Origin of the sequence: Streptomyces sp. NPDC048338, from assembly GCF_043201055.1 — a bacterium.
Taxonomy (GTDB): Bacteria; Actinomycetota; Actinomycetes; order Streptomycetales; family Streptomycetaceae; genus Streptomyces.
Genome location: NZ_JBICYQ010000005.1, coordinates 1 through 22,880, shown reverse-complemented (window position 1 = coordinate 22,880; position 22,880 = coordinate 1). Strand labels below are relative to the sequence as shown.

Below are 22,880 nucleotides of genomic sequence, written 5' to 3'. Positions count from 1 at the left end.
CGTACGGGCGCGGTGCGGCCGGACCCCCGGGTCTCGTGGATCCCGGACACCTCCTAGAAGGGCTCGTCCAGCCCCTCCGTGTCCTCGCCCTCCTCCTCCAGCGCCTGCCGGACCACCCGCAGGGCCATGCCCTCGGGGTAGCCCTTGCGGGCGAGCATGCCCGCGAGGCGTCGCAGACGGCGGTCCCGTTCCAGGCCGCGGGTGGCGCGGAGCTTGCGGTCGACGAGCTCGCGCGCGGTGATCTCCTCCTGCTCGGAGTCGAGCTGCCCCACCGCCTCCTGGATCAGCGAGGGGTCGACTCCCTTGGTCCGCAGCTCCCGGGCCAGGGCGCGGCGGGCCAGGCCCCGGCCGTGGTGCCGGGACTCCACCCAGGCATCGGCGAAGGCGGCGTCGTCGATCAGCCCCACGTCCTCGAAGCGGGAGAGGACCTCCTCCGAGACCTCGTCGGGGATCTCCCGCTTCCGCAGGGCGTCGGCGAGCTGCTTGCGGGTGCGTGGAGTCCCGGTGAGCAGGCGCAGGCAGATCGCCCGCGCCCGCTCAGCCGGATCCTGGGGCGACAGCTCCTTCTCGGCCCTCGACGAGTCGGGGCTGTCGCCCGGCCATTCGGTACGCCGGGTCACCGTGTCAGCTCTTGGCCGCCGGGGCCGCCTTGGTCGCCTTGGTGGCCTTGACCGCCGTGGCGGGGACGGCCTTGGCCGCCTCGTCCGTGGCGGTCGCGGCACCCGCGGCCTCCGCGCCCGGCTCGGCCGCGGCTGCCTCCGGCCGCACTCCGACGCCCAGCTTCTCCTTGATCTTCCTCTCGATCTCGTCGGCGAGATCGGGGTTGTCCTTCAGGAAGTTACGGGCGTTCTCCTTGCCCTGGCCGAGCTGGTCGCCCTCGTAGGTGTACCAGGCACCGGCCTTGCGGACGAAGCCGTGCTCCACGCCCATGTCGATCAGGCCGCCCTCGCGGCTGATGCCCTGGCCGTAGAGGATGTCGAACTCGGCCTGCTTGAACGGCGGCGCGACCTTGTTCTTGACGACCTTGACGCGGGTGCGGTTGCCGACCGCGTCCGTGCCGTCCTTGAGGGTCTCGATGCGGCGGATGTCCAGACGCACGGAGGCGTAGAACTTCAGCGCGCGGCCACCGGTCGTGGTCTCCGGCGAGCCGAACATGACGCCGATCTTCTCGCGGAGCTGGTTGATGAAGATCGCGGTGGTCTTGGACTGGTTCAGCGCACTGGTGATCTTCCGCAGGGCCTGGCTCATCAGGCGGGCCTGGAGGCCGACGTGCGAGTCGCCCATCTCGCCCTCGATCTCCGCGCGCGGGACGAGCGCGGCGACGGAGTCGATGACGATCAGGTCGAGGGCCCCGGAGCGGACCAGCATGTCGACGATCTCGAGGGCCTGCTCGCCGTTGTCCGGCTGGGACAGGATGAGGTTGTCGATGTCGACGCCGAGCTTCTTGGCGTACTCGGGGTCGAGGGCGTGCTCGGCGTCCACGAAGGCGACCTGGCCGCCGGCCTTCTGGGCGTTGGCGACGGCGTGCAGGGTCAGGGTGGTCTTACCGGACGACTCCGGTCCGTAGATCTCCACCACACGGCCGCGCGGCAGGCCGCCGACGCCGAGGGCGATGTCCAGGGCGGTCGAACCGGTGGAGATCACCTCGATCGGCTCCTGGGTACGGTCACCCATGCGCATGACGGCACCCTTGCCGAATTGCCGTTCAATCTGTGCGAGCGCGGCTTCGAGCGCCTTCTCGCGGTCGGTTCCTGCCATGGGTTCCACCCGGTTTGCTTGAGTCGATCGCTTCATGTGAAAGACGCTATCCCCTGCCACTGACAATGGGCCTCGGCGTCTCTCCGACCTGTGGACAACTCGGCCACAACCCCGTGATTCCAAGGGCCGGAACCCCATAAGAATGGATGTTCGATTTCGGTGTCAAGCGCACCACGCCGACGGCACCGGCCCCGCGCGACCCCCCTCCCGGCCGGTCCGCGGACCGCCGCGAGGCCCTCCTCCCGCCGGTTCCCGCACGGTGCACACGGTCCGGCGACACCTATCCTTCCTGGCATGCCCCTCCCCTTCCGCGTCCGTGACGGGCGCCCGTCCCCGCGGGTCACCGACGCCGTCGTGGCGCTGGTCGTCACCCTCGTCGTGGTGATCTGGACCCTGGTCGCGGCGCGGTACACGGACGAGCCGACGGCGCGGACGGCCGTCGGCTGGATCGTGATCGCGATCGGCTGCGGGGCGCTGTGCTTCCGCCGCCGGTGGCCCGTCGCGGTGGCCGTCGTGACCCTGCTGGCCTGCGCGGTCTACTACCCGGTGTCGGCCCAGGACGGGCCGCTGATGATCACCTTCGCGCTCGCCCTCTACACGCTGGCCGCCGAGGGCCGGTTCGCCGCCGCCGTCGCCCTGGCCGCGGCCACCCTGCTCGCCGTCGGCCTCGGCGAGCTGCGCCAGCAGCCGGGGCACCGCCAGATCGACGACACCTCGCTCGCGATGCTGTCCGGCTGGCTGATCAGCCTGGTCGCCGTCGGCCGCGCCCAGCGCACCCGGCTCGCCTATCTGCACGAGGTGGAGCAGCGGGCGCTCGCCGCCGAGCGGGAGCAGGAGGCGCGTGCCCGGCAGAGCGCCACCGAGGAGCGTCTGCGGATCGCCCGGGAGCTGCACGACGTGCTCGGGCACAGCATCTCGCTCATCAACGTCCAGTCCGGCGCCGTCCTGCACCGGCTGGGCAAGGGGCCGGAGCCCGACGTCGCCCTGGCCGCCGCCGAGGAGGCGCTGCAGGCGGTGAAGGCCACCAGCAAGGACGCGCTGCGTGAGCTGCGGGCGACCCTCGGACTGCTGCGGCGCGCCGACGAGGCCGCCCCGACCTCGCCGACCTCGGGCCTCGCGCTGCTCGGCGAGCTGGTGGAGCGGGCCCGGAGCACCGGCCTCGACGTCCGCACGGCGGTGGCGGGCACCCCCGCCGCGCTGGCTCCGCCGCTCGATCTCGCCGCGTACCGGATCGTGCAGGAGTCACTGACCAACGTCACCCGGCACGCGGGGGCGCGGACCGCGCTCGTCACGCTGGACTGGGGCCCGCGCGAGCTGCGGCTGCGGATCGCGGACGACGGGGAGGGCGCGCCGGAGGAGTCGCCGCTGGGCAGCGGCATCCGCGGGATGGCGGAGCGGGCCCGGGCCTTCGGCGGCGATCTGACCGCCCGGAACACCGCCGACGGCTTCCTGGTCGACGCCCGGCTGCCGCTCGCCGATACCGGCCACGCCCCCCTGCGGGCACCCGGCCCGTCCGTCCCGCCCGGCTCCACCCGCTCCGACGGACCGTCGCCCTCGCCTCCGCCGCCCGGCTCCACCGGCTCCACCGGCCCGTCCGGCCCCACCGACCCGCCCACCACGCCCCAGGGGGACCCCCGATGATCCGTGTCGTACTGGCCGACGACCAGACCCTGGTCCGCGCGGGGTTCCGCTCGATCCTGGCCGACGAGGACGACATCGAGGTGGTCGGGGAGGCCGGCGACGGGGAGCAGGCCATCGCGCTCGCACGCGAACTGCGTCCGGACGTGGTCCTGATGGACATCCGGATGCCCGGCCTGGACGGTCTGGAGGCCACCCGACGCATCACCGGCGACGCCCGGCTGGAAGGGGTCCGGGTGGTCATCCTGACCACCTTCGACATCGACGACTACGTGTACGGCGCCCTGCGCGCGGGGGCCTCCGGTTTCCTGGTGAAGGACACCGAGCCGATGGAACTGCTGCACGGCGTACGGGTGGTGGCGCGCGGCGACGCGCTCATCGCCCCGGCCGTCACCCGCCGCCTGATCGCGGAGTTCGCCGGCCGTACCCGGCAGCCGGACCCGAGCCCGCGCCTGAACGCGTTGACCGAACGGGAACGTGAGGTGATGGGCCTGGTGGGGGCGGGGCTCTCCAACGACGAGATCGCGCGCCGGCTCGTCCTGTCCCCGGCGACCGCCAAGACGCACGTCAGCCGGATCATGACCAAGCTCGACGTCCGGGACCGGGCCCAACTGGTGATCCTCGCGTACGAGTCGGGGATGATCACACCGGGCTGGCTCGGCTAAGGGCTGTCCCGTAATCCGCGGTGGGTTGGCGCACGGCGTCGGATGCGGTGCATCGCAAGGCGGAGGGCCGCTCTCATACTGGGCGTATTCGGGCGATCCGACAACGCAGCGAGGTGCCGTAATCCGCGGTGGGCGTCGCAGGACACCGCGATCCCCGCAAGATCGGCAAGACGCCCCCTAGGGGGTGCCGCCGTCCGCCCGCAACTCCGGGGGTACGGCCTCGGTGAGCGGCGCAACCGAGGGGGTACGCCGGTTGTCCACCGGCGGGCGACGCGGTGACCGCAGGCGTACGCCGACGCTGGCCGGGTGAATCCAGAAGTACTCGACCTCGCCCGGCTCCAGTTCGCCCTGACGGCGGGCGGCCACTTCCTCTTCGTCGCCCTCACCCTCGGGCTGGCGACCGTCGTCGCCGTGCTCCAGACCGTGGCGACGATCGGGCGGAAGCCGCTGCACGCGCGCATGGTCCGCTTCTGGGGACAGCTGTACGTGATCAACTACGCGGTCGGGATCGTCACCGGCATCGTGATGGAGTTCCAGTTCGGCATGAGCTGGAGCGGGCTCACGCACGAGGCGGGCAACGTGCTCGGCGCCTCGCTCGCGGTCGAGACGATCGTGGCGTTCTTCGTCGAGTCGACCTTCCTCGGCCTGTGGATCTTCGGCTGGAACCGGCTCGGACGGTGGGCCCATCTCGCGACGATCTGGGTCGTGACGCTCACCGCGTACCTCTCGGCGTACTGGATCCTCGTCTCCAACGGCTTCCTCAACCACCCCGTCGGCCACCGGATCGTCGAGGACGGCGAGCTCGTCCTCGACGATCCGGTGGCCGTGCTGACGAATCCGTCCGCGCTGCTGGCCTTCGGGCACGTCCTCGCCGGGGCCCTGCTCACCGCCGGCTTCTTCATGGCCGGGGTCAGCGCCTACCACCTGTTCCGGCGGACGGCCGAAGGGGCGTTCTTCGGACGGAGCCTCCGCGTCGGGGTGTTCCTCGCCTTCCCCGCGCTGATGGTCACCGCCGTCTTCGGCGGCCTCCAGTTCTCCGCGCTGAGCACGTTCCAGCCCATGAAGTCGGCCGTCTTCGGCGGGAAGACCGCCGAGATCGCACGCGTGCAGGCGGACATGGCCGCGCGCTACGGCCCCGGCGACTACGTCCCCTCCGAGGCGTGGACCCGGGGCGCGGGCCTGGTCATGCTCCTCTGCTTCGCGCTGATGATGTACCTCACCTTCGCCGGAGTGATCCTGGCCTGCTTCAAGAAGGCCGTCCTCCGCTTCCGGCTCTGGCATCTCGCCCTGATGGCCGCGGTGCCCCTGCCGTATCTCGCGATGATCGGCGGCTGGGTCTTCCGTGAGGCCGGCCGTCAGCCCTGGGTGGTCCACGGACTGCTGAGGACCGAGGACGCGGTCTCCGATCTCTCCCCGGCCACGATGCGGATCTCGCTGGCCGTCTTCACCACGCTCTTCGTGCTGCTCCTGGTCCTCAACGCCTGGCTGCTGGCCCGGCACGCGCGCCGCGGCCCGGTCGACTCGGGGCTCGGCCACGACGACCGGGCCGTCACCGAGGACCCGGTCGCCGCCCTGCCCGCCACGCGCTACTGAGGAGCGGACCGTGCTCTTTCCCGACACTCTCGCCGTCGTCCTGCCGGCCTTCTTCGCCACCGGCTGGTTCATCCTCGGAGGCTCCGATCTCGGCACCGGGATGCTCCTGCCGTACCTGGGCCGGACCGCGCACGAAAGGCGCCTGGTCATCGCGTCCTTCGCGCCGTTCTTCCTGGGCAACGAGGTCTGGCTGATCGCCACCGCCGGCGTGCTCGCCGGTTGCTTTCCCATGCTCGAAGGGGAGTTGCTGGCGGGCCAGTACCCCGTGCTCGTCGCCCTGCTGGCCGGCTGGGTCGTCCGGGACACGGGGCTGTGGTCGCGCGGCCGCGTGAGCGGGGACGGGGGACGCCGCCGGCGCGCGCTGTGCGACGCGGCGGTGGTGGGCGGCAGCTGGACCGTCGCGCTCTCGGTGGGGCTGCTGCTCGCCGCGCTGCTGACCGGGGCGCCGTACGAGCCGGTCGGCGGCCCGGCGGGTGTCCTCGTCGCCCTCGCGGTCGCCGCCCTGTTCGCCGTGCACGGGCTGGGCTTCGCGACGCTGCGGCTGACCGGACCGCCCTACGAGCGGGCCCGGCTGCTGGTGGGACGGAACGGCCCCTGGCAGTCGTTCGCCCTCACCGCCGTCCTCCTCGGTGCGCTCCCGCTGGTCGCCGGCGGCACCCTCCCGCTCGCCGAGCGAGCGGCGGACCCCGGCACGCTCGCCCTGCTCGTCCCCGCGCTGCTGGTCGTCACCCCTTTCCTGGTCGCCGCCCAGGTGTGGACCTGGATCGCCTTCCGGCGGCGGGTGACCGGCCCCTCCTACCTCTGACCGCCGTCCGCTTCCGCGTCCGCCGTCCCGCATCCCTCAACCGCCACCCCTGCCCCTTCCCGGCTCGCACCGGGCCTCTCGACAGGAGAAACGATCATGACCGTCACGCGGGACAGCGATCCCCCGGTCACCCGTCGGCGCGGCAGCGTCTTCGAGCGGCTGGCCGCCCTCTCGTACCGCCGCCGCTGGACGGCGGTGCTGCTCTGGATCGTGGTGGTGGTCGCGGCGACCGGCGCGTCGACCGCCGTGGGCAGCGCGTACCACAACGACTTCTCGCTTCCCGGGACCGATGCGCAGGCGGCCCGGACCGTCCTGGAGCGGCACGGCTCCGGCCGGACCGACGCGACCCTGCAGGTCGTCGTCAAGGACGCGCGGGGGATACGCGACGCCACGGTCACATCGCGCGTGGACGGGCTCCTCGACCGGGTGGCGCTGCTGCCCGGTGTGACGGACGTCCGCAGTCCCTACGAGGACGAGGCCGCGGTCTCGCGGGACGGGACCGTGGGCTACGCCACCGTCACGCTCGACGAAGAGGCGGAGAACACCGACCGGGCCCAGGTCCTGAAGGTCGTCGAGACCGTGCGCGCGGCCCAGGGCGACGGCCTGGTGGCCGCCGTCGGCGGCGACGCGGCCCGTGGCGCCGAGGAGGGCGGCGGAGGGGCGGCGGAGGGCGCGGGCATGCTGGGCGCCCTGGTCATCCTGGTCTTCCTGTTCGGCTCGCTGGTCGCGGCGAGCCTGCCGGTGATCACCGCGGTGTTCGCGGTCGCCGCCTCGATCGGCCTGATCGCCCTCGCCTCGCACCTGGCGGACGTCGCGGACTTCACGCCGCCGATCATGATGCTGGTCGGTCTCGGCGTGGGCATCGACTACGCCCTGCTGATCTTCTCCCGCTACCGCGGAGAGCTGCTGGCGGGCGCGGAGCCCGAGCAGGCCGCCCGCACCGCGCTCGACGCCGCGGGCCGGACCGTCTTCTTCGCCGGCTGCACGGTGATCATCGCGCTGACCGGGCTGGTCGCCCTGGGTCTCGGCTCGCTGCAGGGCGTCGCGCTCGCCGTCGCCCTGACCGTCCTCGTCACCATGGCCGCGTCCCTCACCCTGCTCCCGGCGCTGCTGGGCCTCTTCGGCCGGCGGATCCGGCGGCAGGTCGCCCGGCGGGCGGCGCGGGCCGGCCGGGTCGAGGGCGCGGGCTGGCGGCGCTGGGCGGCGGGGGTGCAGCGTCGGCCGTGGGCGGCCCTGCTGCTCTCCCTGGCAGCCCTGGGGGCCCTGGCCGCGCCGGCTCTCGACATGCGTCTCGGCTTCGCCGACGCGGGCAACGACGCCCCGGCGAAGTCCAGTCGGCAGGCGTACGACCTGCTGGCCGAGGGCTTCGGTCCCGGCTTCAGCGGACCGCTGGTCGTGGTCGTGGACGGTGGCGCGACCCCCGGCACCGGCGGGGACGCGGGCGCGGCCGTGTCCGACACCGCCGGGGAGCTGCGGCGACTGCTGGACGCGACCGACGGCATCGCGGCGACGACACCTCCGCTCCCGGCCGGGGATCCCGCCGTCGCGACCGTGATCGCCTTCCCCGACTCGGCCCCGCAGGCCGAGGCGACCTCGGAGCTGGTCGACCGGTTGCGCGCGGAGGTGCTGCCCCCGCTGGAGCGGACCAGCGGCGCCGATCTGCTGGTCGGCGGCCCCACGGCGGCGACCGAGGACTTCGCCTCCACCGTCTCCGCCCGGATGCCGCTCTTCGTCTCGCTCGTCGTCGGGCTCTCGGCCGTGCTGCTGCTCCTGGTCTTCCGGTCCGTCCTGATCCCGGTCAAGGCCGCGCTGCTGAACCTGGTGAGCATCGGGGCGGCGCTGGGCGTGATCACCCTGGTCTTCCAGCACGGCTGGTTCGGGGTGCAGCCCGGCCCGATCGAGGCGTTCATCCCCGTGATGATCTTCGCGATCGTCTTCGGGCTCTCGATGGACTACGAGGTCTTCCTGCTCTCCCGCATCCACGAGGAGTGGCAGCGCACCCGGGACCCGCAGGAGGCGGTCCGCGAGGGACTGGCGGCGACCGGCCGGGTCATCACCGCCGCCGCGGCGATCATGATCGTGGTGTTCGCGGCCTTCGTGCTCAGCCCCGACCGGATGCTGCAGCAGTTCGGGCTCGGACTGGCGGTGGCGATCCTGCTCGACGCCGTCGTCATCCGCTGCCTGATCGTGCCGGCGGTGATGCAGCTCCTCGGCCGCCGTGCCTGGTGGCTCCCGGCGCCGCTGCGCCGGATCCTTCCGGAGGTGCGCCTGGAGCGGGACTGAGCGCGGGGGATCCGGCACGGCGGGACCGGCCACCGGGAGATCCGGCGGCCGGGGACCGGCCCGCCGCCGGGCCCGCGAGTCCGGCCCGCCGAGAGGTCAGGCGCCGCCCCTCGGGGACCCGGGCGGCTCGGCCGGCCCCTCGGCGTCCGGGGCCGCCTGCCCCTGCTCCCGCTTGTGGTGCAGGGCCTTCTGCAGCCGGGCGACCACCGCCTCCCCGTACCGCCGGTGGCCGTGGACGCGCGGGTCGTCGGTCACGTCGTACCGCTTCACGTAGGCGCCGAGGAACGCCTGCAGGGTGGCGACGGCGGGGATCGCGATCAGCGCGCCGACGGCGCCGAGCAGCGCCGTCCCCGCGATCACCGAGCCGAAGGCGACCGCCGGGTGGATGTCCACGGTCTTGGAGGTCAGCTTCGGCTGGAGCATGTAGTTCTCGAACTGCTGGTAGACGACCACGAAGATCAGCACCCACAGCGCGTACCAGGGGTTCACGGTGAACGCGATCAGCATCGGCAGCGCGCCCGCGAGGTACGTGCCGATGGTCGGGATGAACTGTGAGACCAGACCGACCCACACCGCGAGCGCGGGCGCGTACGGCACCCCGAGGATCTCCAGCAGGACGAAGTGCGCGACGCCGGAGATGAGGGCCATCAGGCCGCGGGAGTAGAGGTAGCCGCCGGTCTTGTCGACGGCGATCTCCCAGGCGCGCAGCACCTCGGTCTGGCGGGCCGGCGGCAGGACGGAGCAGAGGGCGCGGCGCAGCCGGGGCCCGTCCGCCGCGAAGTAGAACGAGAACAGGAAGATCGTCAGCAGCTTGAACAGGCCGCCGAGGACGGTGGCGGAGACGTCCAGGACTCCGGTCGCGCTGTTCTGGACGTACTTCCGCAGCCAGTCGGAGCGCAGCACGCTGTCCTGGACCTCGACCCGGGAGAGGTCGGTGTGGAAGGTCTGGTTGATCCAGTTGATCACCGAGTCGAGGTACTTGGGGAAGTTCTCGACCATGTCGACGATCTGGCCCGCGAGCATCGAGCCGAGCAGCACGACGAAGCCGACGCTGACGATGATCACGGCGAGGAAGACGAGGAAGGTGGCGAGGCCACGGCGCATGCCGCGGGCCGCCATGCGTCCCACGGCCGGCTCCATGGCGAGCGCGAGGAAGAAGGCCAGCAGGATGTTGACGAGCAGACCGACGAGCTGGTGGAAGGCCCAGCTGCCCAACTGGAAGCACGCGTAGAGCGTGAGGGCGAGCACCAGGGCGCGGGGCAGCCAGCGGGGCATCCGCGCCGTGGCGGCGCCGGTCGCGCCGGGTGCCCCGGCGGGGGACGCGAGCGGTCCCGGGGCGGCGGTCGTCTCGGACGCGGCGGCGGCCGAGGGCACCACGGAGGCTCTCCGTCCGGTCGCCCCCTCCGCCCGGCCGTTCACCGGGTGGCCCGTGGGCGTCGGCTCACGGGTCGTGTCTTCGTTGTCGCCGGTCTCGTCGGTCTCGTCAGTCGGTGCCACCACGCCAGTCTCGCGCACCGCGCGGACGTTCCGTCCCGCCGTGGGCGGGCCCGCGGCGGGATGCCCGGCTCGGCCACGCCGGCGCGGGGGCGACTCGCCCGGCCGCGTGGGCCGGTCTCAGCGCCTGTCCGCGGGGACGCCGACGGCCGAACAGACCGCCCGCCAGACGTCCTTCGCCTCCCAGCCGGCGTCCAGCGCCTCGTGCACCGTACGGCCTCCCAGCTCGGACATCACATGGTCCCGCGCGAAGGACTCGGCGTAGGGCGCCCCGAAGTGGTCCGCCATCCGTTCCCAGAAAATCGTCAACCGCATGCCCCCAGTATCCCGCTCCCAAGAGTGCAGCCCGGTCCGTAACGCTTGTCACACGCTCCGTGCGGCCTACCGTCGGACCATGGCTGGAACTCCTCTCGCGGCCTCGCCCGCGGCTCCGCACGCGACTCCCCTCGCGCGCGCCGAGCACTTCGTCTGGCTGACGGCCCGCGTCCTCGAACAACGCCGCTTCGCCTACCACTTCCTGCGCGGCGGCGCGGAACCGGTCGAGGTCGCCCTCGCGGCGTACCTCAACGAGGACGGCGGCTACGGCCACGCCCTCGAACCCGATCTGCGGGGCCCGGTGAGCCAGCCGCTGCACACCGGGCACGCGTTGCGGGTGCTGGACTCCATCGGCCGCTGCGGCGGGCTGCGGGTCGAGCGGATCTGCCGCTATCTCACCGACATCTCGACGCACGAGGGCGCGCTGCCCGCGGTGCACCCGTCCCAGCGCGGCTATCCGGCCGCGCCGTTCGTCCCGGTCGTCGACGACCCGCCGGCGGCGCTGCTGTCCACCGCGCCGGTCGTGGGGCTGCTGCACCGCAACCAGGTGTGGCACGCCTGGCTGTTCCGCGCCACGGAGTTCTGCTGGGCCGTGGTCGAGTCGCTGGAGAAGTCGCACCCGTACGAGGTCGAGGCCGCGGTCGCCTTCCTGGACGGGGTCCCCGACCGGTCGCGGGCGCAGGCGGCCGGCGACCGGCTCGGACGCATGGTCCGGGAGCAGGGGCTCGCGGTCCTGGACCCGGACCGCCTCGACGACTTCCCGGTGTCGCCCGGGTACGCGCCGGGCGAGCACCACTATCCGTACGACTACGCGCGCGTCCCCGACTCGCTGGCCCGGAGGTGGTTCACGGACGAGGAGATGCGCCGGTCGCTGGACCATCTCGCCGCCGCGCAGGAGGAGGACGGGGGCTGGCCGGTCGCCTGGCGGCAGTGGGCCCCCGGCACGGCGCTGGAGGCGCGACCGATCGTGACGATCGAGGCGTTGCGGACGCTGCGCGCCCATGGCCGCCGGATCGAGTGACCTCCGGGCCGGCCGGTGCCGGTGCCGAGTGGGCCGAGCGGAGCGGACAGGGCGGCCACGGCGGGCGAGCGTGGCCTCGGCGCCGCGCCGCCCGGCGACGGGTGGTGCCGCGGGTGCGGGACGTGCTCCTGGCACCGAGACGCGCGCGGGGCACCGCCCCGTGCGGCCTCGCTCAGCCGCCGAGCGCCCGGACGCCCGCCGTGACCACCACCGCCGCGGCGACCACGATCAGAAAAGGCGCGCGCAGGATCAGCGCCACGGCCGCCGCCGCGAGTCCCGCGGCCCGGGCGTCCAGCACCAGCGCGCCGTCGGCGCTGAAGGTCTGCTGGGCGGTGAGCGCCGCCAGCAGGGCGACGGGCAGCAGGGCCGCCAGCCGCTGGACGACGGGCCGCTCCAGGGCGCCGGCCGGGACCAGCAGGCCCAGCAGCTTGACCCCGTAGCAGCCGACGGCGGTGAGGGCGATCGCGATCCAGACGTTCATCGGGTGTCCTCCTGGTCCTCGACGGGCTGACGGGCGGCCTCCGCGCGGGGCGCGGGATCCGCCGTGTCCCCGGCGGTGGCGTCGTCGGCCGCGGCGGCGCGGCGCCCCTGCACCCAGAGCACGGCGGGCGCGGCGAGCGCCGCCGCGAGCACCGGGACCCCGGCCGGCAGCACCGGCAGCAGCCCGAGGCCGAGCAGCACCGCGAGCCCGGCGGTGGTGCGCTCGGTGGCGGTGCGGAGCATGGGCGCCAGCAGCGCCAGGAAGGTGGCGGGCCCGGCCGCGTCGAGTCCCCAGGCGCTGGTGTCGCCGATGGCCTCGGCGCCGAGCGCGCCGAGGAAGGTGGTCAGGTTCCACAGCAGGTAGAGCGTGAGTCCGGTGACCGTGAAGCCGAGCCGCACGGCCCGCCGGCTCGGCTGCGCCAGGGCCACCGCGGCGGTCTCGTCGATCACCCAGTGCGCGGCGAACGGCTTGACGGCGCGGGGCAGCGCCAGCAGCTGCGAGAGGCGCAGCCCGTAGAAGGCGTTGCGGGTTCCCAGGAAGAACGCGCCGGCGGCCGCCGTGAACGGGTTCCCGCCCGAGGCGAGCGCCCCCACCAGCGCGAACTGCGAGGCGCCGGTGAAGACGAGCAGGCTGAGCACGCAGGTCTGGAGGAGGGTGAGACCGGACCCGGCGGAGGTCACGCCGAAGGCGAAGCCGGAGAGTCCGACGGCGACGCCGACGCCCAGGGCGTCGCGTACGACCGCCGCGTCCGCCTTGGCGGGGGCGGCGTCGGCCCGTATGACGGGGGGAGCTGTCTGTTCTGCCACGTCAGGGACGTTACGGGTCCCGGCGGCCCGCGGTCTTGTACGTTCTTGCGCGCTGGTACGCCCCCGGCGGGACGCCGACGCTCCGCGCGAAGTGCCGGGTGAGGTGTGGCTGGTCGGTGAATCCGACGGCGACGGCCGCCTCGGCCGGTGCCGTCCCCGCGTCCAGGAGCCGCCGCGCCCGGCGCACGCGGGCGTCGGTCAGCCAGGTGTGCGGCGGCATCCCGTAGGCGTCCCGGAAGGCCCGCAGCAGCGCGAACGGGCTGGTCCCGAGGTCGGCGGCGAGCTGCTCCAGGGTCGGCGGGTCGGTCATGCGGGCTTCCAGGACGGCACGTGCGCGTGCCGCGTTGCGGGCGCCGGCCGAGCGGGGCGCGAGCGGGGTGCCGACCCGGCCCCCGTGGCTGCGCAGCATCCGTGCCGTGACCAGCCGCAGCAGGCTGTCGGCGGCGAGGGCGTTGCCCTCCTCCGCGGCCCGGTGGACGCCGACGACGAGCTGGGCGGCGTACGGGTCGTCCACGACGGGGTCGGTGAACCCGACGTCGCCGCGCAGCGCGAGGGTGTCGGCGGCGATCGACCGGATCAGCCCGGCGTCGGGGTAGATCGTGCGGTACGTCCAGCCCTCGGGCACCCCCGCGTGCCCGGTGTGCGAGGTGTCGGGGTTGACCAGGGCGATCTGCCCGGGGCCCGCGTACACCAGGTCGTCGCGGTAGTGGAACGCCTCGACGCCCTCGGTGATCGCCGCGAAGACGAAGGTCTCGTGGGTGTGCCGGGCGAAGGCCTTGCGGACGTAGTGGGCGTGCAGCAGGTCGACTCCGGGCAGCTCGGGGTACTGCCAGTACCGTGCCCGCTCCCCTGTCGCCATGCCCCCATTCTGCGCCAGGCGCCCGGCGCGGGCGGCCCGGGCGTCCCCGGGGCATCCGCGCCGGCCGCGGGTTCTCCCGGGGTCCCGGCGGTTGTCAGTGCCGGGGTGCACGATGGAGGGCATGGTCACGTCCGCGCTCGACGCCTTCTCCCCCGCGACCCGCGGCTGGTTCACGGGGGCCTTCACCGCGCCCACGGCGGCGCAGGAGGGGGCCTGGCAGGCGATCGGCGCGGGCTCGGACGTGCTCGTCGTGGCGCCGACCGGCTCGGGCAAGACCCTCGCCGCGTTCCTGGCGTCCCTGGACCGGCTCGCCTCGACGCCCCCGCCCGCCGATCCCAGGAAGCGCTGCCGGGTGCTGTACGTCTCGCCGCTGAAGGCCCTCGCGGTGGACGTCGAGCGCAACCTGCGCTCCCCGCTGACCGGGATCCGTCAGGAGTCGGTCCGGCTCGGGCGGCCCGAGCCGGACGTGAAGGTGGGCATCCGCTCCGGCGACACCCCGCCCGCGGAGCGGCGGGCGCTGGCCACCAAGCCGCCGGACATCCTGATCACCACCCCCGAGTCGCTGTTCCTGATGCTGACGTCGGCCACCCGCGACGCGCTGTCGGGCATCGAGACGGTGATCCTGGACGAGGTCCACGCCGTCGCCGGGAGCAAGCGGGGCGCGCACCTCGCGCTGTCGCTGGAGCGGCTCGACGAGTTGCTGCCGCGCCCGGCCCGCCGGATCGGCCTGTCGGCGACGGTCCGGCCGGTGGACGAGGTGGCCCGCTACCTCTCCCCGCAGCGCCGGGTCGAGATCGTCCAGCCGCCGTCGGGCAAGGAGTTCGACCTGTCGGTGGTCGTGCCGGTGGAGGACATGGGCGAGCTGGGCGGTTCGCCGGCGTCCGAAGGGCGGGAGGGCGGCGACCGGCCGTCGATCTGGCCGCAGGTCGAGGAGCGGATCGCCGACCTCGTCCAGGCCCACCGCTCCACGATCGTGTTCGCCAACTCGCGCCGGCTCGCGGAGCGCCTGTGCAACCGCCTCAACGAGATCGCGTACGAGCGGGCCACCGGCGAGGCGATGCCCGAGGGCCCGCCGCCGGCCGAGGTCATGGCCCAGTCCGGTGCCGCCCGGGGCGCGCCGCCGCTGCTCGCCCGGGCGCACCACGGCTCGGTCTCCAAGGAGCAGCGCGCCCAGGTCGAGGAGGACCTGAAGGCCGGCCGGCTGCCGGCCGTGGTCGCCACCTCGAGCCTGGAGCTGGGCATCGACATGGGCGCGGTGGACCTGGTGGTCCAGGTCGAGTCACCGCCCTCGGTCGCCTCCGGCCTCCAGCGGGTGGGCCGCGCCGGACACCAGGTCGGCGCCGTGTCCACGGGCGTGGTCTTCCCCAAGTACCGCGGTGACCTGGTGCAGGCGGCCGTGGTCACCGAGCGGATGCGCAGCGGTGCCATCGAGTCGATGCGGATCCCGGCCAACCCTCTGGACGTCCTCGCGCAGCAGCTGGTGGCGATGGTCGCGCTGGACAGCTGGCAGGTGGACGACCTGCTGGCGACCGTGCGGCGGGCGGCGCCGTTCGCCTCGCTGCCGGAGTCGGCGTTCACCGCCGTCCTGGACATGCTGGCCGGCCGCTATCCCTCGGACGCGTTCGCCGAGCTGCGCCCGCGGGTGGTGTGGGACCGGGTCACCGGGACGGTCACCGGGCGGCCGGGCGCGCAGCGGCTCGCCGTCACCTCGGGCGGCACGATCCCGGACCGGGGGCTTTTCGGCGTCTTCCTGGCCGGCGCGGACCCGAAGAAGGGCGGCGGCCGGGTCGGCGAGCTCGACGAGGAGATGGTGTACGAGTCCCGGGTCGGGGACGTCTTCACGCTGGGGACGACCACCTGGCGCATCGAGGACATCACGCGGGACCGGGTCCTGGTCTCCCCCGCGCCGGGCGTACCGGGCCGGTTGCCCTTCTGGAAGGGCGACCAGCTGGGCCGCCCGCTCGAACTGGGCCGTGCGGTGGGCGCGTTCCTCCGCGAGGTCGGTTCCCTCCCGGCCGAGGACGCGCGCCTGCGGCTGGTCGCCGCGGGCCTGGACGCCTGGGCCGCGGACAACGTCCTGGCGTATCTGGACGAGCAGCGCCAGGCGTGCGGTCACGTGCCGGACGACCGGACCATCCTGGTCGAGCGGTTCCGGGACGAGCTCGGCGACTGGCGGATCGTCATCCACTCCCCCTTCGGGGCGCAGGTGCACGCGCCGTGGGCGCTCGCGCTCGGTGCCCGCCTGTCCGAGCGGTACGGCCTGGACGCCCAGGTCATGCACGCGGACGACGGCATCGTGCTGCGGTTGCCGGACGCGGACCTGATGGGGCTGGACCTCCTCGACGACCCCGGGGCGCCGGACGGGCGGTCCGACCCGACGTACGACACGGACCAGGCTCCCGTCGGCGCGGCCGACGCCCTCTTCGACAAGGGCGAGATCGGCCAGATCGTCACCGACCAGGTGGGCGGTTCGGCGCTCTTCGCCTCGCGCTTCCGCGAGTGCGCCGCGCGTGCCCTGCTGCTGCCCAAGCGCAACCCGGGCAAGCGCACCCCGCTCTGGCAGCAGCGCCAGCGCGCCGCACAACTGCTCCAGGTCGCGAGCGAGTTCGGTTCGTTCCCGATCGTGCTGGAGGCGGTCAGGGAGTGCCTGCAGGACGTCTTCGACGTGCCCGGGCTGACCGAGCTGATGGGGGACATCGAGTCCCGCCGGGTCCGCCTGGTCGAGGTCACCACCCCCGAGCCGTCCCCGTTCGCCCGTTCCCTGCTCTTCGGCTACGTCGCCCAGTTCCTCTACGAGGGCGACTCGCCGCTCGCCGAGCGCCGCGCGGCGGCGCTGTCCCTGGACTCCCGGCTCCTGGCCGAACTGCTCGGCCAGGCGGAGCTGCGCGAGCTGCTCGACGTGGACGTGCTCGCGGAGCTGGAGCGGGAGCTCCAGTGGCTCACCGAGGAGCGCCGGATCAAGGACGTGGAGGGCGTGGCGGACGTGCTGCGGGTCCTCGGTCCGCTCACCGACGCGGAGCTGGTGGAGCGGGGTGCCGATCCGGGCTGGGCGCGGGAGCTGTCCGAGGCCCGCCGGGCCATCCGGGTCCGGATCGGCGGCGCCGAGCACTGGGCGGCGATCGAGGACGCGGGCCGGCTCCGGGACGCGCTGGGCACGGCGCTGCCGGTGGGGGTGCCGGAGGCCTTCACCGAGCCGGTGAAGGACCCGCTGGGCGACCTGCTCGCCCGGTACGCCCGTACGCACGGACCGTTCACCTCCTCGGCGGCCGCGGCCAGTCTCGGCCTGGGCGCGGCGGTCACGGACGGCGCGCTGCAGCGCCTCGCCGCGTCGGGCCGGGTCGTCCAGGGCGAGTTCCATCCCTCGGGCATCGGCCAGGAGTGGTGCGACTCCGCCGTGCTGCGCAGGCTGCGCCGGCGCTCCCTGGCCGCCCTGCGGCACGAACTGGAGCCGGTGCCTCCGGCCGCGCTCGCCACGTTCCTGCCCCAGTGGCAGCACCTGGGCGGGCACGGACTGCGGGGGATCGACGGGCTGGCGCGCGCGATCGAGCAGCTGCAGGGTGCCCCGGTGCCGGCCTCGGCCCTGGAGAAGCTCGTCCTGCCGTCCCGGGTCGGGGGCTACTCCGCCGCCCTGCTCGACGAGCTGACGACGACCGGCGAGGTCCTGTGGGCGGGAGCCGGCTCGCTGCCCGGCAAGGACGGCTGGATCTCCCTCTACCTCGCCGACGCGGCGCCGCTCCTGCTCCCGCCACCGCACCCCCTGGAGCTGACGGCCCTGCACGAATCGGTCCTGACGGCCCTGACCGGCGGATACGGCCTGTTCTTCCGCCAGATCGCCGACCAGGTCCGGGCCACCACGCACCCCGACGCGACCGATCCGCAGCTCGCGGACACCGTCTGGGACCTGGCCTGGTCGGGGCGGCTCACCAACGACACGCTCGCTCCGCTGCGCGCGCTGCTCGGCTCGGGCCGTACGGCGGGCTCGACGGCCCACCGGGCCAAGCGCACCGTGCCGCGCGGCCGGTACGGCACGGTCGGCGCCACCCGCCCGGCCTCGCGGACCGGCCCGCCCACGGTCAGCGGCCGCTGGTCGTTGCTTCCCCCGGTGGAGCCGGAGCCGACGCTTCGCGCGCACGCCCTGGCCCGGACGCTCCTGGACCGGCACGGCGTGGTCACCCGGGGCGCGGTGGCCGCCGAGGGCGTCGAGGGCGGTTTCTCGGCGGTGTACCGGATCCTGTCGGCCTTCGAGGACACCGGGCAGGCGCGCCGCGGATACGTCGTGGAGGGACTGGGCGCGGCCCAGTTCGCGATGGACGGTGCCGTGGACCGGCTGCGGGCGGCGGCGACCGCGCGTGACCGGGGCGCCGAGGCGGGCGCCGGTCCGCGGGCGGTGGTGCTGGCCGCCGCCGACCCGGCCAACGCGTACGGCGCCGCTCTGCCCTGGCCGGAGCCGCCGACCGGGGCGGGTCACAAACCGGGCCGCAAGGCGGGGTCGATGGTCGTCCTCGTCGACGGCGAGCTGACGCTGTACATGGAGCGCGGCGGCAAGACGGTGCTGTCCTGGCCGACCGAGCCCGACGACCCGACGCTCCACGCGGCAGCCGAGGCCCTGGCGGGGGCCGCCCTCGCCGGCTCGCTGGGCACGGTCACGGTGGAGCGGATGAACGGAGCCGCGGCGCTGACCTCGCCGCTGTCCAAGACCCTGGAGGCCGCGGGCTTCCACGCCACTCCGCGGGGTCTCCGCCTGCGCCCGTGACCGCCCCTGCCACCGGATCGGGGCCCGGGCCGCGTACGCCCGGGCCGCATACGCCCGGCCCGGTCCTCACCCGGGCCGGTCGTCGGCGGCCGCGCGCCGGATCGCGGCGAGCGTACGGCCGACGTCCTCGTCGGTCGTCGACCAGTTGCTCACCGAGATCCGCATCACGCGCCGCCCGTGCCAGGTGGAGCCGCTGATCCAGGCCGTGCCGTCGTCGAGCAGCCGGGTCAGGACCCGATCCGTCCGCTCGTCGCCGCCGAAGTCGGCGCAGACCTGCGTGAAGACGACGTCGTTCAGGACGCTCGCGCCGTCGATCCCGGCGATCCCCGACGCGAAGGCGGAGGCGTGGCGGCACAGCCGCTCGACGAGGTCGGCCACGCCGGACCGGCCGAGGGACCGGAGCGCCGCCCACACGGTGAAGGCCCTGCCGCGCCGGGAGAGCTCGGGGACCTTGTCGACCGGATCGCCGTGCTCGTGCTGGATGAGGTAGTCGCCGCGCTGCCCCATCGCCGCCCGGAGCGCCGACGGGTCGCGCACGAGAGCGAGGCCGCAGTCGTACGGGACGTTGAGGGTCTTGTGCGCGTCCGTCGCCCAGGAGTCGGCGTCCGCGCAGCCCGCCGTCAGGTGGGCGTACCGCGGGGAGGCCGCCGCCCACAGTCCGAACGCGCCGTCCACATGCACCCACGCGCCCGCCTCCCGGGCGGCCCGCACGGTCTCGGGGAAGGGATCGAAGGCGCCGGAGTGGATGTCGCCGGCCTGGAGGACCACGAGCGTGGGTTCTCGCCCGCCCGCCGCGACGGCACGGCGCAGGGCTTCCGCGTCGATGCGTCCCTGGGCGTCCGCGCTCACGAGCCGGGGCCTGCCCAGCCCGAGGTAACGCAGGGCCAGGTCGACGGCCATGTGGCGGGACTCGCCGGCCAGGACGCGGACGGGTGGGCCACCGGCGAGGCCGTCGCGGGCGGCGTCCCAGCCGGCCCGGCGCAGCACGGCGTCCCGCCCGGCGGCGAGGCAGGTGAAGTTCGCCATCGTGGCGCCGGTGGTGAACCCGACGGAGGCACCGTCCGGGAGGCCGAGGAGATCGAGCAGCCAGGCGGCGGCGATCTCCTCGGCCGCCGCGTAGGCGGGGGTCACGGCGCGCATCACGCAGTTCTGGTCCCAGGCGCTCACCAGCCAGTCGGCGGCGAGGGCGGCCGGCTCGGTGCCGCCGACCACGAAGCCGTAGAAGCGGCCGCCGGGGAACGCGGTGAGCCCCGGCTCGCAGGCGGTGGCCAGCAGGTCGACGACGTCGGCGGGCGGGGCGGGTCCGTCGGGCAGTTCGGCACCGAGCGCGCGGACGACCTCGTCGACGGTGGCACGGGCGGGTACAGGGCGGTCGGGCAGGCTCGCCAGCCAGCGGACGCCATGGTGGTACGCCTGCCGGAGCGCCGCCTCGCGCGGGTCCATACCTCGGACTATGGTCCGGCCGCCCGGCCCTCGCAAGCCGGCGGCGGCCCGCCCGTGCCCGTGCCGCGAATCCACTGGTCGGCCGGTCCCGGTGGCCCGTAGCATCCGCCCATGATCGAGAAGGTGGCGGAAGACGCCGGCGAGCGGGAATCCCGGGCCACGGAGGACGCGGAAGCGCCTCGGGAGGTCTGCTGGCGGGGCCGGGGGATCGCCTTCGCGGCGCTCGACGTCGACGACGCGGAGCAGATCCACACCTGGCGCAGCGACCCGGTGGCCGCGTACGAGATCGGCATGTGGCCGCGCGCCCTGTCCGGCGTGCGCGAGCGCATCGAGCGCGACCGGGACGACAACGACCGCGACGATTTCCTCGTCCTGCTTCCGGACGGCACTCCGATCGGTCACATCGCCCTGATCGACCAGGACTTGGTGGACGGCACGGCCGAGATCATGCTGATGACGGATCCCGGCCGGCGCGGCCGGGGCCACGGCACGGACGCCGTGAACGCCCTGGTCGACCTCGCCTTCGGCGAGCTGCCCATGCACCGCGTCCAGGCCGTCACGCACACCACCAACACCGCGGCCCTCGCGGTCCTGGCGAAGGCCGGCTTCGTCCAGGAGGGGGTGCGCCGTTCCGCCTGCCTGCACCGCGGCCGGCGGCACGACGTCGCCGTCCTGGCCCTGCTGCGGGACGAGTGGGCCGCGCTCCCCCGTCCCCGGTCGTGGGACGAGCCGGTCGCCGCCGGCTGAGCCGCCCGGCGACCCGTCGGCCGCCCCGGCCCCGTCCTCCGGACGTCTCGGGCCTTCGTCCCCGCCGTCCCCGCCGTCCGCTCCGGGCACCACACGTGCGCCCGGTCGCGCATCATGGGTGCCATGCCCGAGGGAGACAGCGTCTGGAAGGCCGCGCACCGGCTCGACTCCGCGCTGGCCGGGCGGGTCCTGACCCGGTCCGATCTGCGGGTGCCCAGGTTCGCCACGGCCGATCTCACCGGCCGCACGGTCCTGGACGTCACCCCGCGCGGCAAGCACCTGCTGACCCGTATGGAGGGCGGTCTGACCCTCCACTCCCATCTGCGCATGGACGGGTCGTGGCGGGTGTACGCCACGGGTGAGCGCTGGCGCGGGGGCCCCGCCCACCAGATCCGGGCGATCCTCGGCAACGCCGAGCACACCGCCGTCGGCTACCGCCTCCCGGTCCTCGAACTGCTCCGCACCGCGGACGAGGCCGAGGTCGTCGGCCATCTCGGTCCTGACCTCCTCGGCCCGGACTGGGACCCCGACGAGGCGGTCCGCAGACTCGGCGCGGACCCGGACCGCCCGCTCGGCGAAGCCCTCCTGGACCAGCGCAACCTCGCCGGCATCGGCAATGTCTACAAGGTGGAGCTGGCCTTCCTCGCGGGCGTGACGCCCTGGCTCCCGGTCGGCGAACTCCCGCCGGGCGTCCCCGAGCGGCTGGTGGCCACGGCCCACCGCCTGCTGGAGGCGAACAAGGACCGGCCCGACCGCAGGACGACGACGACGGCCCGGAGCCGGGAGCGCCTGCACGTCTACGGCCGCGAGAACCGCCCGTGTCCGCGGTGCGGCACCCTCGTCCGCAGGGCGGAGCCCCCGGGGCAGCTGGAGCGGATCAGCTACTGGTGCCCCGGTTGCCAGAAGGGCCCCTCCCACTGATTGACGGTCCGTCAGATCCGGTCGTACGGTCCCGTCATGCCCCTCATGGCGTACGACCTCACCGGCCGCACGGCCTTCGTCACCGGCGCGGCGAGCGGCATCGGCCGCGCCACCGCCCTGCTCCTCGCCCAGGCGGGTGCCACCGTCCACTGCGCCGACCGTGACGCCGAGGGCCTGGAGGAGACCGGTTCACTCGTCTCACGGCACGGGGGCAGGGCCCGCCTCCACCCGCTGGACGTCACCGACCGCGCCGCGCTCGCCGCCGCCGTCACGCGTGCGGGCCCGCTCGACGTCATGGCCGCCGTCGCCGGGATCATGCACACGAGCACCGTCCTGGAGACCCGCGACGAGGACCTGGACCGCGTCCTCGCGGTCAACTTCAAGGGAGTCCTGTACGCCTGCCAGGAGGCGGCCCGCTCGATGATCGCGTCCGGGACGCGGGGCTCGATCGTGACGATGGCCTCGGGAGCGGTGGACTCGGCCGGCACCGGCCTGCTCTGCTACAGCGCCGCGAAGGCGGCCGTGGTGCAGCTGACGAAGACCCTGGCCACCGAGGTCGGCCGGCACGGCATCCGCGTCAACGCGGTCGCGCCCGGCTGGATCCGCACCCCCATGACCGACCGGCACGAGCCGGCCGAACAGCTGCAGGCGGAGGCGGCCATGGTGCGGTACTCCCCCCTGGGCCGGGTCGGCGAACCGGAGGACATCGCGCACGCGGTCCTCCACCTCGCCTCCGACGCCTCGTCGTTCACGACGGGTCAGATACTCCGCCCGAACGGCGGGGTGGCGATGCCGTGGTGAACCGGGCGTCCGACACGCCCCGCCCACCCCGGCCGCCCGCGGCGGCGGACGCCGTCACGTGCACCGGCAGCAGACTCAACCCCCAGCCACCGGCCGCGACCGCCCCCTCGACCAGCCCGGACTGCTCCGGAACCAGCGCCAGTCGCAGCACCGCCCACCACCACAGCCCGCCGGCCAGCAGTGCGCCCGCCACACGTGCGCGCGTCACCGCGGGAACCCGTCGCCGTACCATGGCCGCCTCCTGCGGTCGACGCTAGACCGGCCGTATCACCCGGCGGGAGGGCGCATGGGGGGCAGACCGGGCGCACGGCCCCCACGGACCGCCCGGCCCGGACGCCGCCGCCGGCGTCCCCGCCGGCGGGACCGGGACACCCCGGCCCGCCGTGCGCCCCTCGGACACCCTCAGGCGCTTTCCGCCTGGAACATCCAGGCGTGATGTCCCGGACTAGCCACTGACCTGCCGCAACACACCCTGAGACCTCCGGGATTCCGGAATC

Annotated in this window: 19 protein-coding genes; 10 read left to right on the top strand and 9 right to left on the bottom strand. The window is 74.3% G+C overall.

Translation table 11 applies throughout. The annotated features are described in order from the left end of the window. Positions 1-53 precede the first annotated feature (53 nt). Positions 54-620, bottom strand: coding sequence for a recombination regulator RecX (gene recX / locus ACGFZF_RS13365; RefSeq protein WP_147980010.1), 567 nt, complete (start codon positions 618-620; stop codon positions 54-56). 4 nt (positions 621-624) lie between these two features. Further along, positions 625-1,758, bottom strand: a complete 1,134-nt coding sequence (gene recA, locus ACGFZF_RS13360; RefSeq protein WP_393553801.1) for a recombinase RecA — start codon at positions 1,756-1,758, stop codon at positions 625-627. A gap of 294 nt (positions 1,759-2,052) precedes the next feature. Here recA and ACGFZF_RS13355 point away from each other — a divergent pair, with 294 nt between their 5' ends. The 5 genes from ACGFZF_RS13355 to ACGFZF_RS13335 all read left to right on the top strand — a co-directional run bounded on the left by ACGFZF_RS13355 (position 2,053) and on the right by ACGFZF_RS13335 (position 8,742). Then, positions 2,053-3,399 (top strand): sensor histidine kinase, encoded by a 1,347-nt coding sequence (locus ACGFZF_RS13355; protein WP_393553797.1) that lies wholly within the window; start codon positions 2,053-2,055, stop codon positions 3,397-3,399. Continuing rightward, positions 3,396-4,061, top strand: coding sequence for a response regulator (locus ACGFZF_RS13350; protein ID WP_393553793.1), 666 nt, complete (start codon positions 3,396-3,398; stop codon positions 4,059-4,061). The genes ACGFZF_RS13355 and ACGFZF_RS13350 overlap by 4 nt, the downstream gene beginning before the upstream one ends. A 306-nt stretch (positions 4,062-4,367) precedes the next feature. Next, positions 4,368-5,654: a cytochrome ubiquinol oxidase subunit I gene (locus tag ACGFZF_RS13345; RefSeq protein WP_393553791.1), complete on the top strand. Its 1,287-nt coding sequence runs from the start codon at positions 4,368-4,370 to the stop codon at positions 5,652-5,654. A 10-nt stretch (positions 5,655-5,664) separates the two neighbouring features. Continuing rightward, positions 5,665-6,459, top strand: coding sequence for a cytochrome d ubiquinol oxidase subunit II (locus ACGFZF_RS13340; protein ID WP_393553789.1), 795 nt, complete (start codon positions 5,665-5,667; stop codon positions 6,457-6,459). Positions 6,460-6,555: 96 nt separating this feature from the next. Then, positions 6,556-8,742: an MMPL family transporter gene (locus ACGFZF_RS13335; protein WP_393553787.1), complete on the top strand. Its 2,187-nt coding sequence runs from the start codon at positions 6,556-6,558 to the stop codon at positions 8,740-8,742. Positions 8,743-8,838: 96 nt separating this feature from the next. Here the strand turns inward: ACGFZF_RS13335 and ACGFZF_RS13330 are convergent, their stop codons facing one another. Next, a complete protein-coding gene (locus tag ACGFZF_RS13330; RefSeq protein WP_393554223.1) occupies positions 8,839-10,017 on the bottom strand; it encodes an AI-2E family transporter in 1,179 nt (392 codons plus the stop codon). Between the two features lie 339 nt (positions 10,018-10,356). Next, positions 10,357-10,551, bottom strand: coding sequence for a DUF3046 domain-containing protein (locus ACGFZF_RS13325; RefSeq protein ID WP_393553785.1), 195 nt, complete (start codon positions 10,549-10,551; stop codon positions 10,357-10,359). A gap of 79 nt (positions 10,552-10,630) precedes the next feature. On the opposite strand from ACGFZF_RS13325, the gene ACGFZF_RS13320 reads away from it, so the two are divergent. Next, positions 10,631-11,572, top strand: coding sequence for a hypothetical protein (locus tag ACGFZF_RS13320; RefSeq protein ID WP_393553783.1), 942 nt, complete (start codon positions 10,631-10,633; stop codon positions 11,570-11,572). A gap of 172 nt (positions 11,573-11,744) precedes the next feature. Here the strand turns inward: ACGFZF_RS13320 and ACGFZF_RS13315 are convergent, their stop codons facing one another. From ACGFZF_RS13315 to ACGFZF_RS13305, 3 genes are read right to left on the bottom strand one after another with little or no spacing between them, the layout of a single operon-like run. Continuing rightward, on the bottom strand, positions 11,745-12,053 hold the full coding sequence (locus tag ACGFZF_RS13315) for an AzlD domain-containing protein (protein ID WP_393553781.1): 309 nt from the start codon (positions 12,051-12,053) through the stop codon (positions 11,745-11,747). Next, a complete protein-coding gene (locus ACGFZF_RS13310; protein ID WP_393553779.1) occupies positions 12,050-12,859 on the bottom strand; it encodes an AzlC family ABC transporter permease in 810 nt (269 codons plus the stop codon). The genes ACGFZF_RS13315 and ACGFZF_RS13310 overlap by 4 nt, the downstream gene beginning before the upstream one ends. A 10-nt stretch (positions 12,860-12,869) precedes the next feature. Next, the gene (locus ACGFZF_RS13305) at positions 12,870-13,718 is read right to left on the bottom strand and encodes an AraC family transcriptional regulator (protein WP_356777484.1); all 849 of its coding nucleotides are present in this window, start codon (positions 13,716-13,718) and stop codon (positions 12,870-12,872) included. Positions 13,719-13,839: 121 nt separating this feature from the next. Between ACGFZF_RS13305 and ACGFZF_RS13300 the strand changes: the two genes are divergently transcribed. Further along, positions 13,840-18,471, top strand: coding sequence for a DEAD/DEAH box helicase (locus ACGFZF_RS13300; protein ID WP_393553777.1), 4,632 nt, complete (start codon positions 13,840-13,842; stop codon positions 18,469-18,471). 66 nt (positions 18,472-18,537) lie between these two features. Here ACGFZF_RS13300 and ACGFZF_RS13295 read toward each other — a convergent pair whose 3' ends face one another. Further along, a complete protein-coding gene (locus ACGFZF_RS13295) occupies positions 18,538-19,914 on the bottom strand; it encodes a pyridoxal phosphate-dependent decarboxylase family protein (protein ID WP_393553775.1) in 1,377 nt (458 codons plus the stop codon). A gap of 111 nt (positions 19,915-20,025) precedes the next feature. On the opposite strand from ACGFZF_RS13295, the gene ACGFZF_RS13290 reads away from it, so the two are divergent. The 3 genes from ACGFZF_RS13290 to ACGFZF_RS13280 all read left to right on the top strand — a co-directional run bounded on the left by ACGFZF_RS13290 (position 20,026) and on the right by ACGFZF_RS13280 (position 22,383). Further along, the gene (locus ACGFZF_RS13290; RefSeq protein ID WP_393553773.1) at positions 20,026-20,661 is read left to right on the top strand and encodes a GNAT family N-acetyltransferase; all 636 of its coding nucleotides are present in this window, start codon (positions 20,026-20,028) and stop codon (positions 20,659-20,661) included. A gap of 123 nt (positions 20,662-20,784) precedes the next feature. Continuing rightward, complete coding sequence (locus ACGFZF_RS13285; RefSeq protein ID WP_393553771.1) at positions 20,785-21,582, top strand: Fpg/Nei family DNA glycosylase; 798 nt, start codon at positions 20,785-20,787, stop codon at positions 21,580-21,582. A 36-nt stretch (positions 21,583-21,618) separates the two neighbouring features. Further along, entirely contained in the window at positions 21,619-22,383 is a 765-nt protein-coding gene (locus ACGFZF_RS13280) for an SDR family NAD(P)-dependent oxidoreductase (RefSeq protein WP_393553769.1), read from the top strand. Here ACGFZF_RS13280 and ACGFZF_RS13275 read toward each other — a convergent pair. Next, complete coding sequence (locus tag ACGFZF_RS13275) at positions 22,331-22,615, bottom strand: hypothetical protein (protein WP_393553767.1); 285 nt, start codon at positions 22,613-22,615, stop codon at positions 22,331-22,333. The genes ACGFZF_RS13280 and ACGFZF_RS13275 overlap by 53 nt on opposite strands. Positions 22,616-22,880 lie beyond the last annotated feature (265 nt).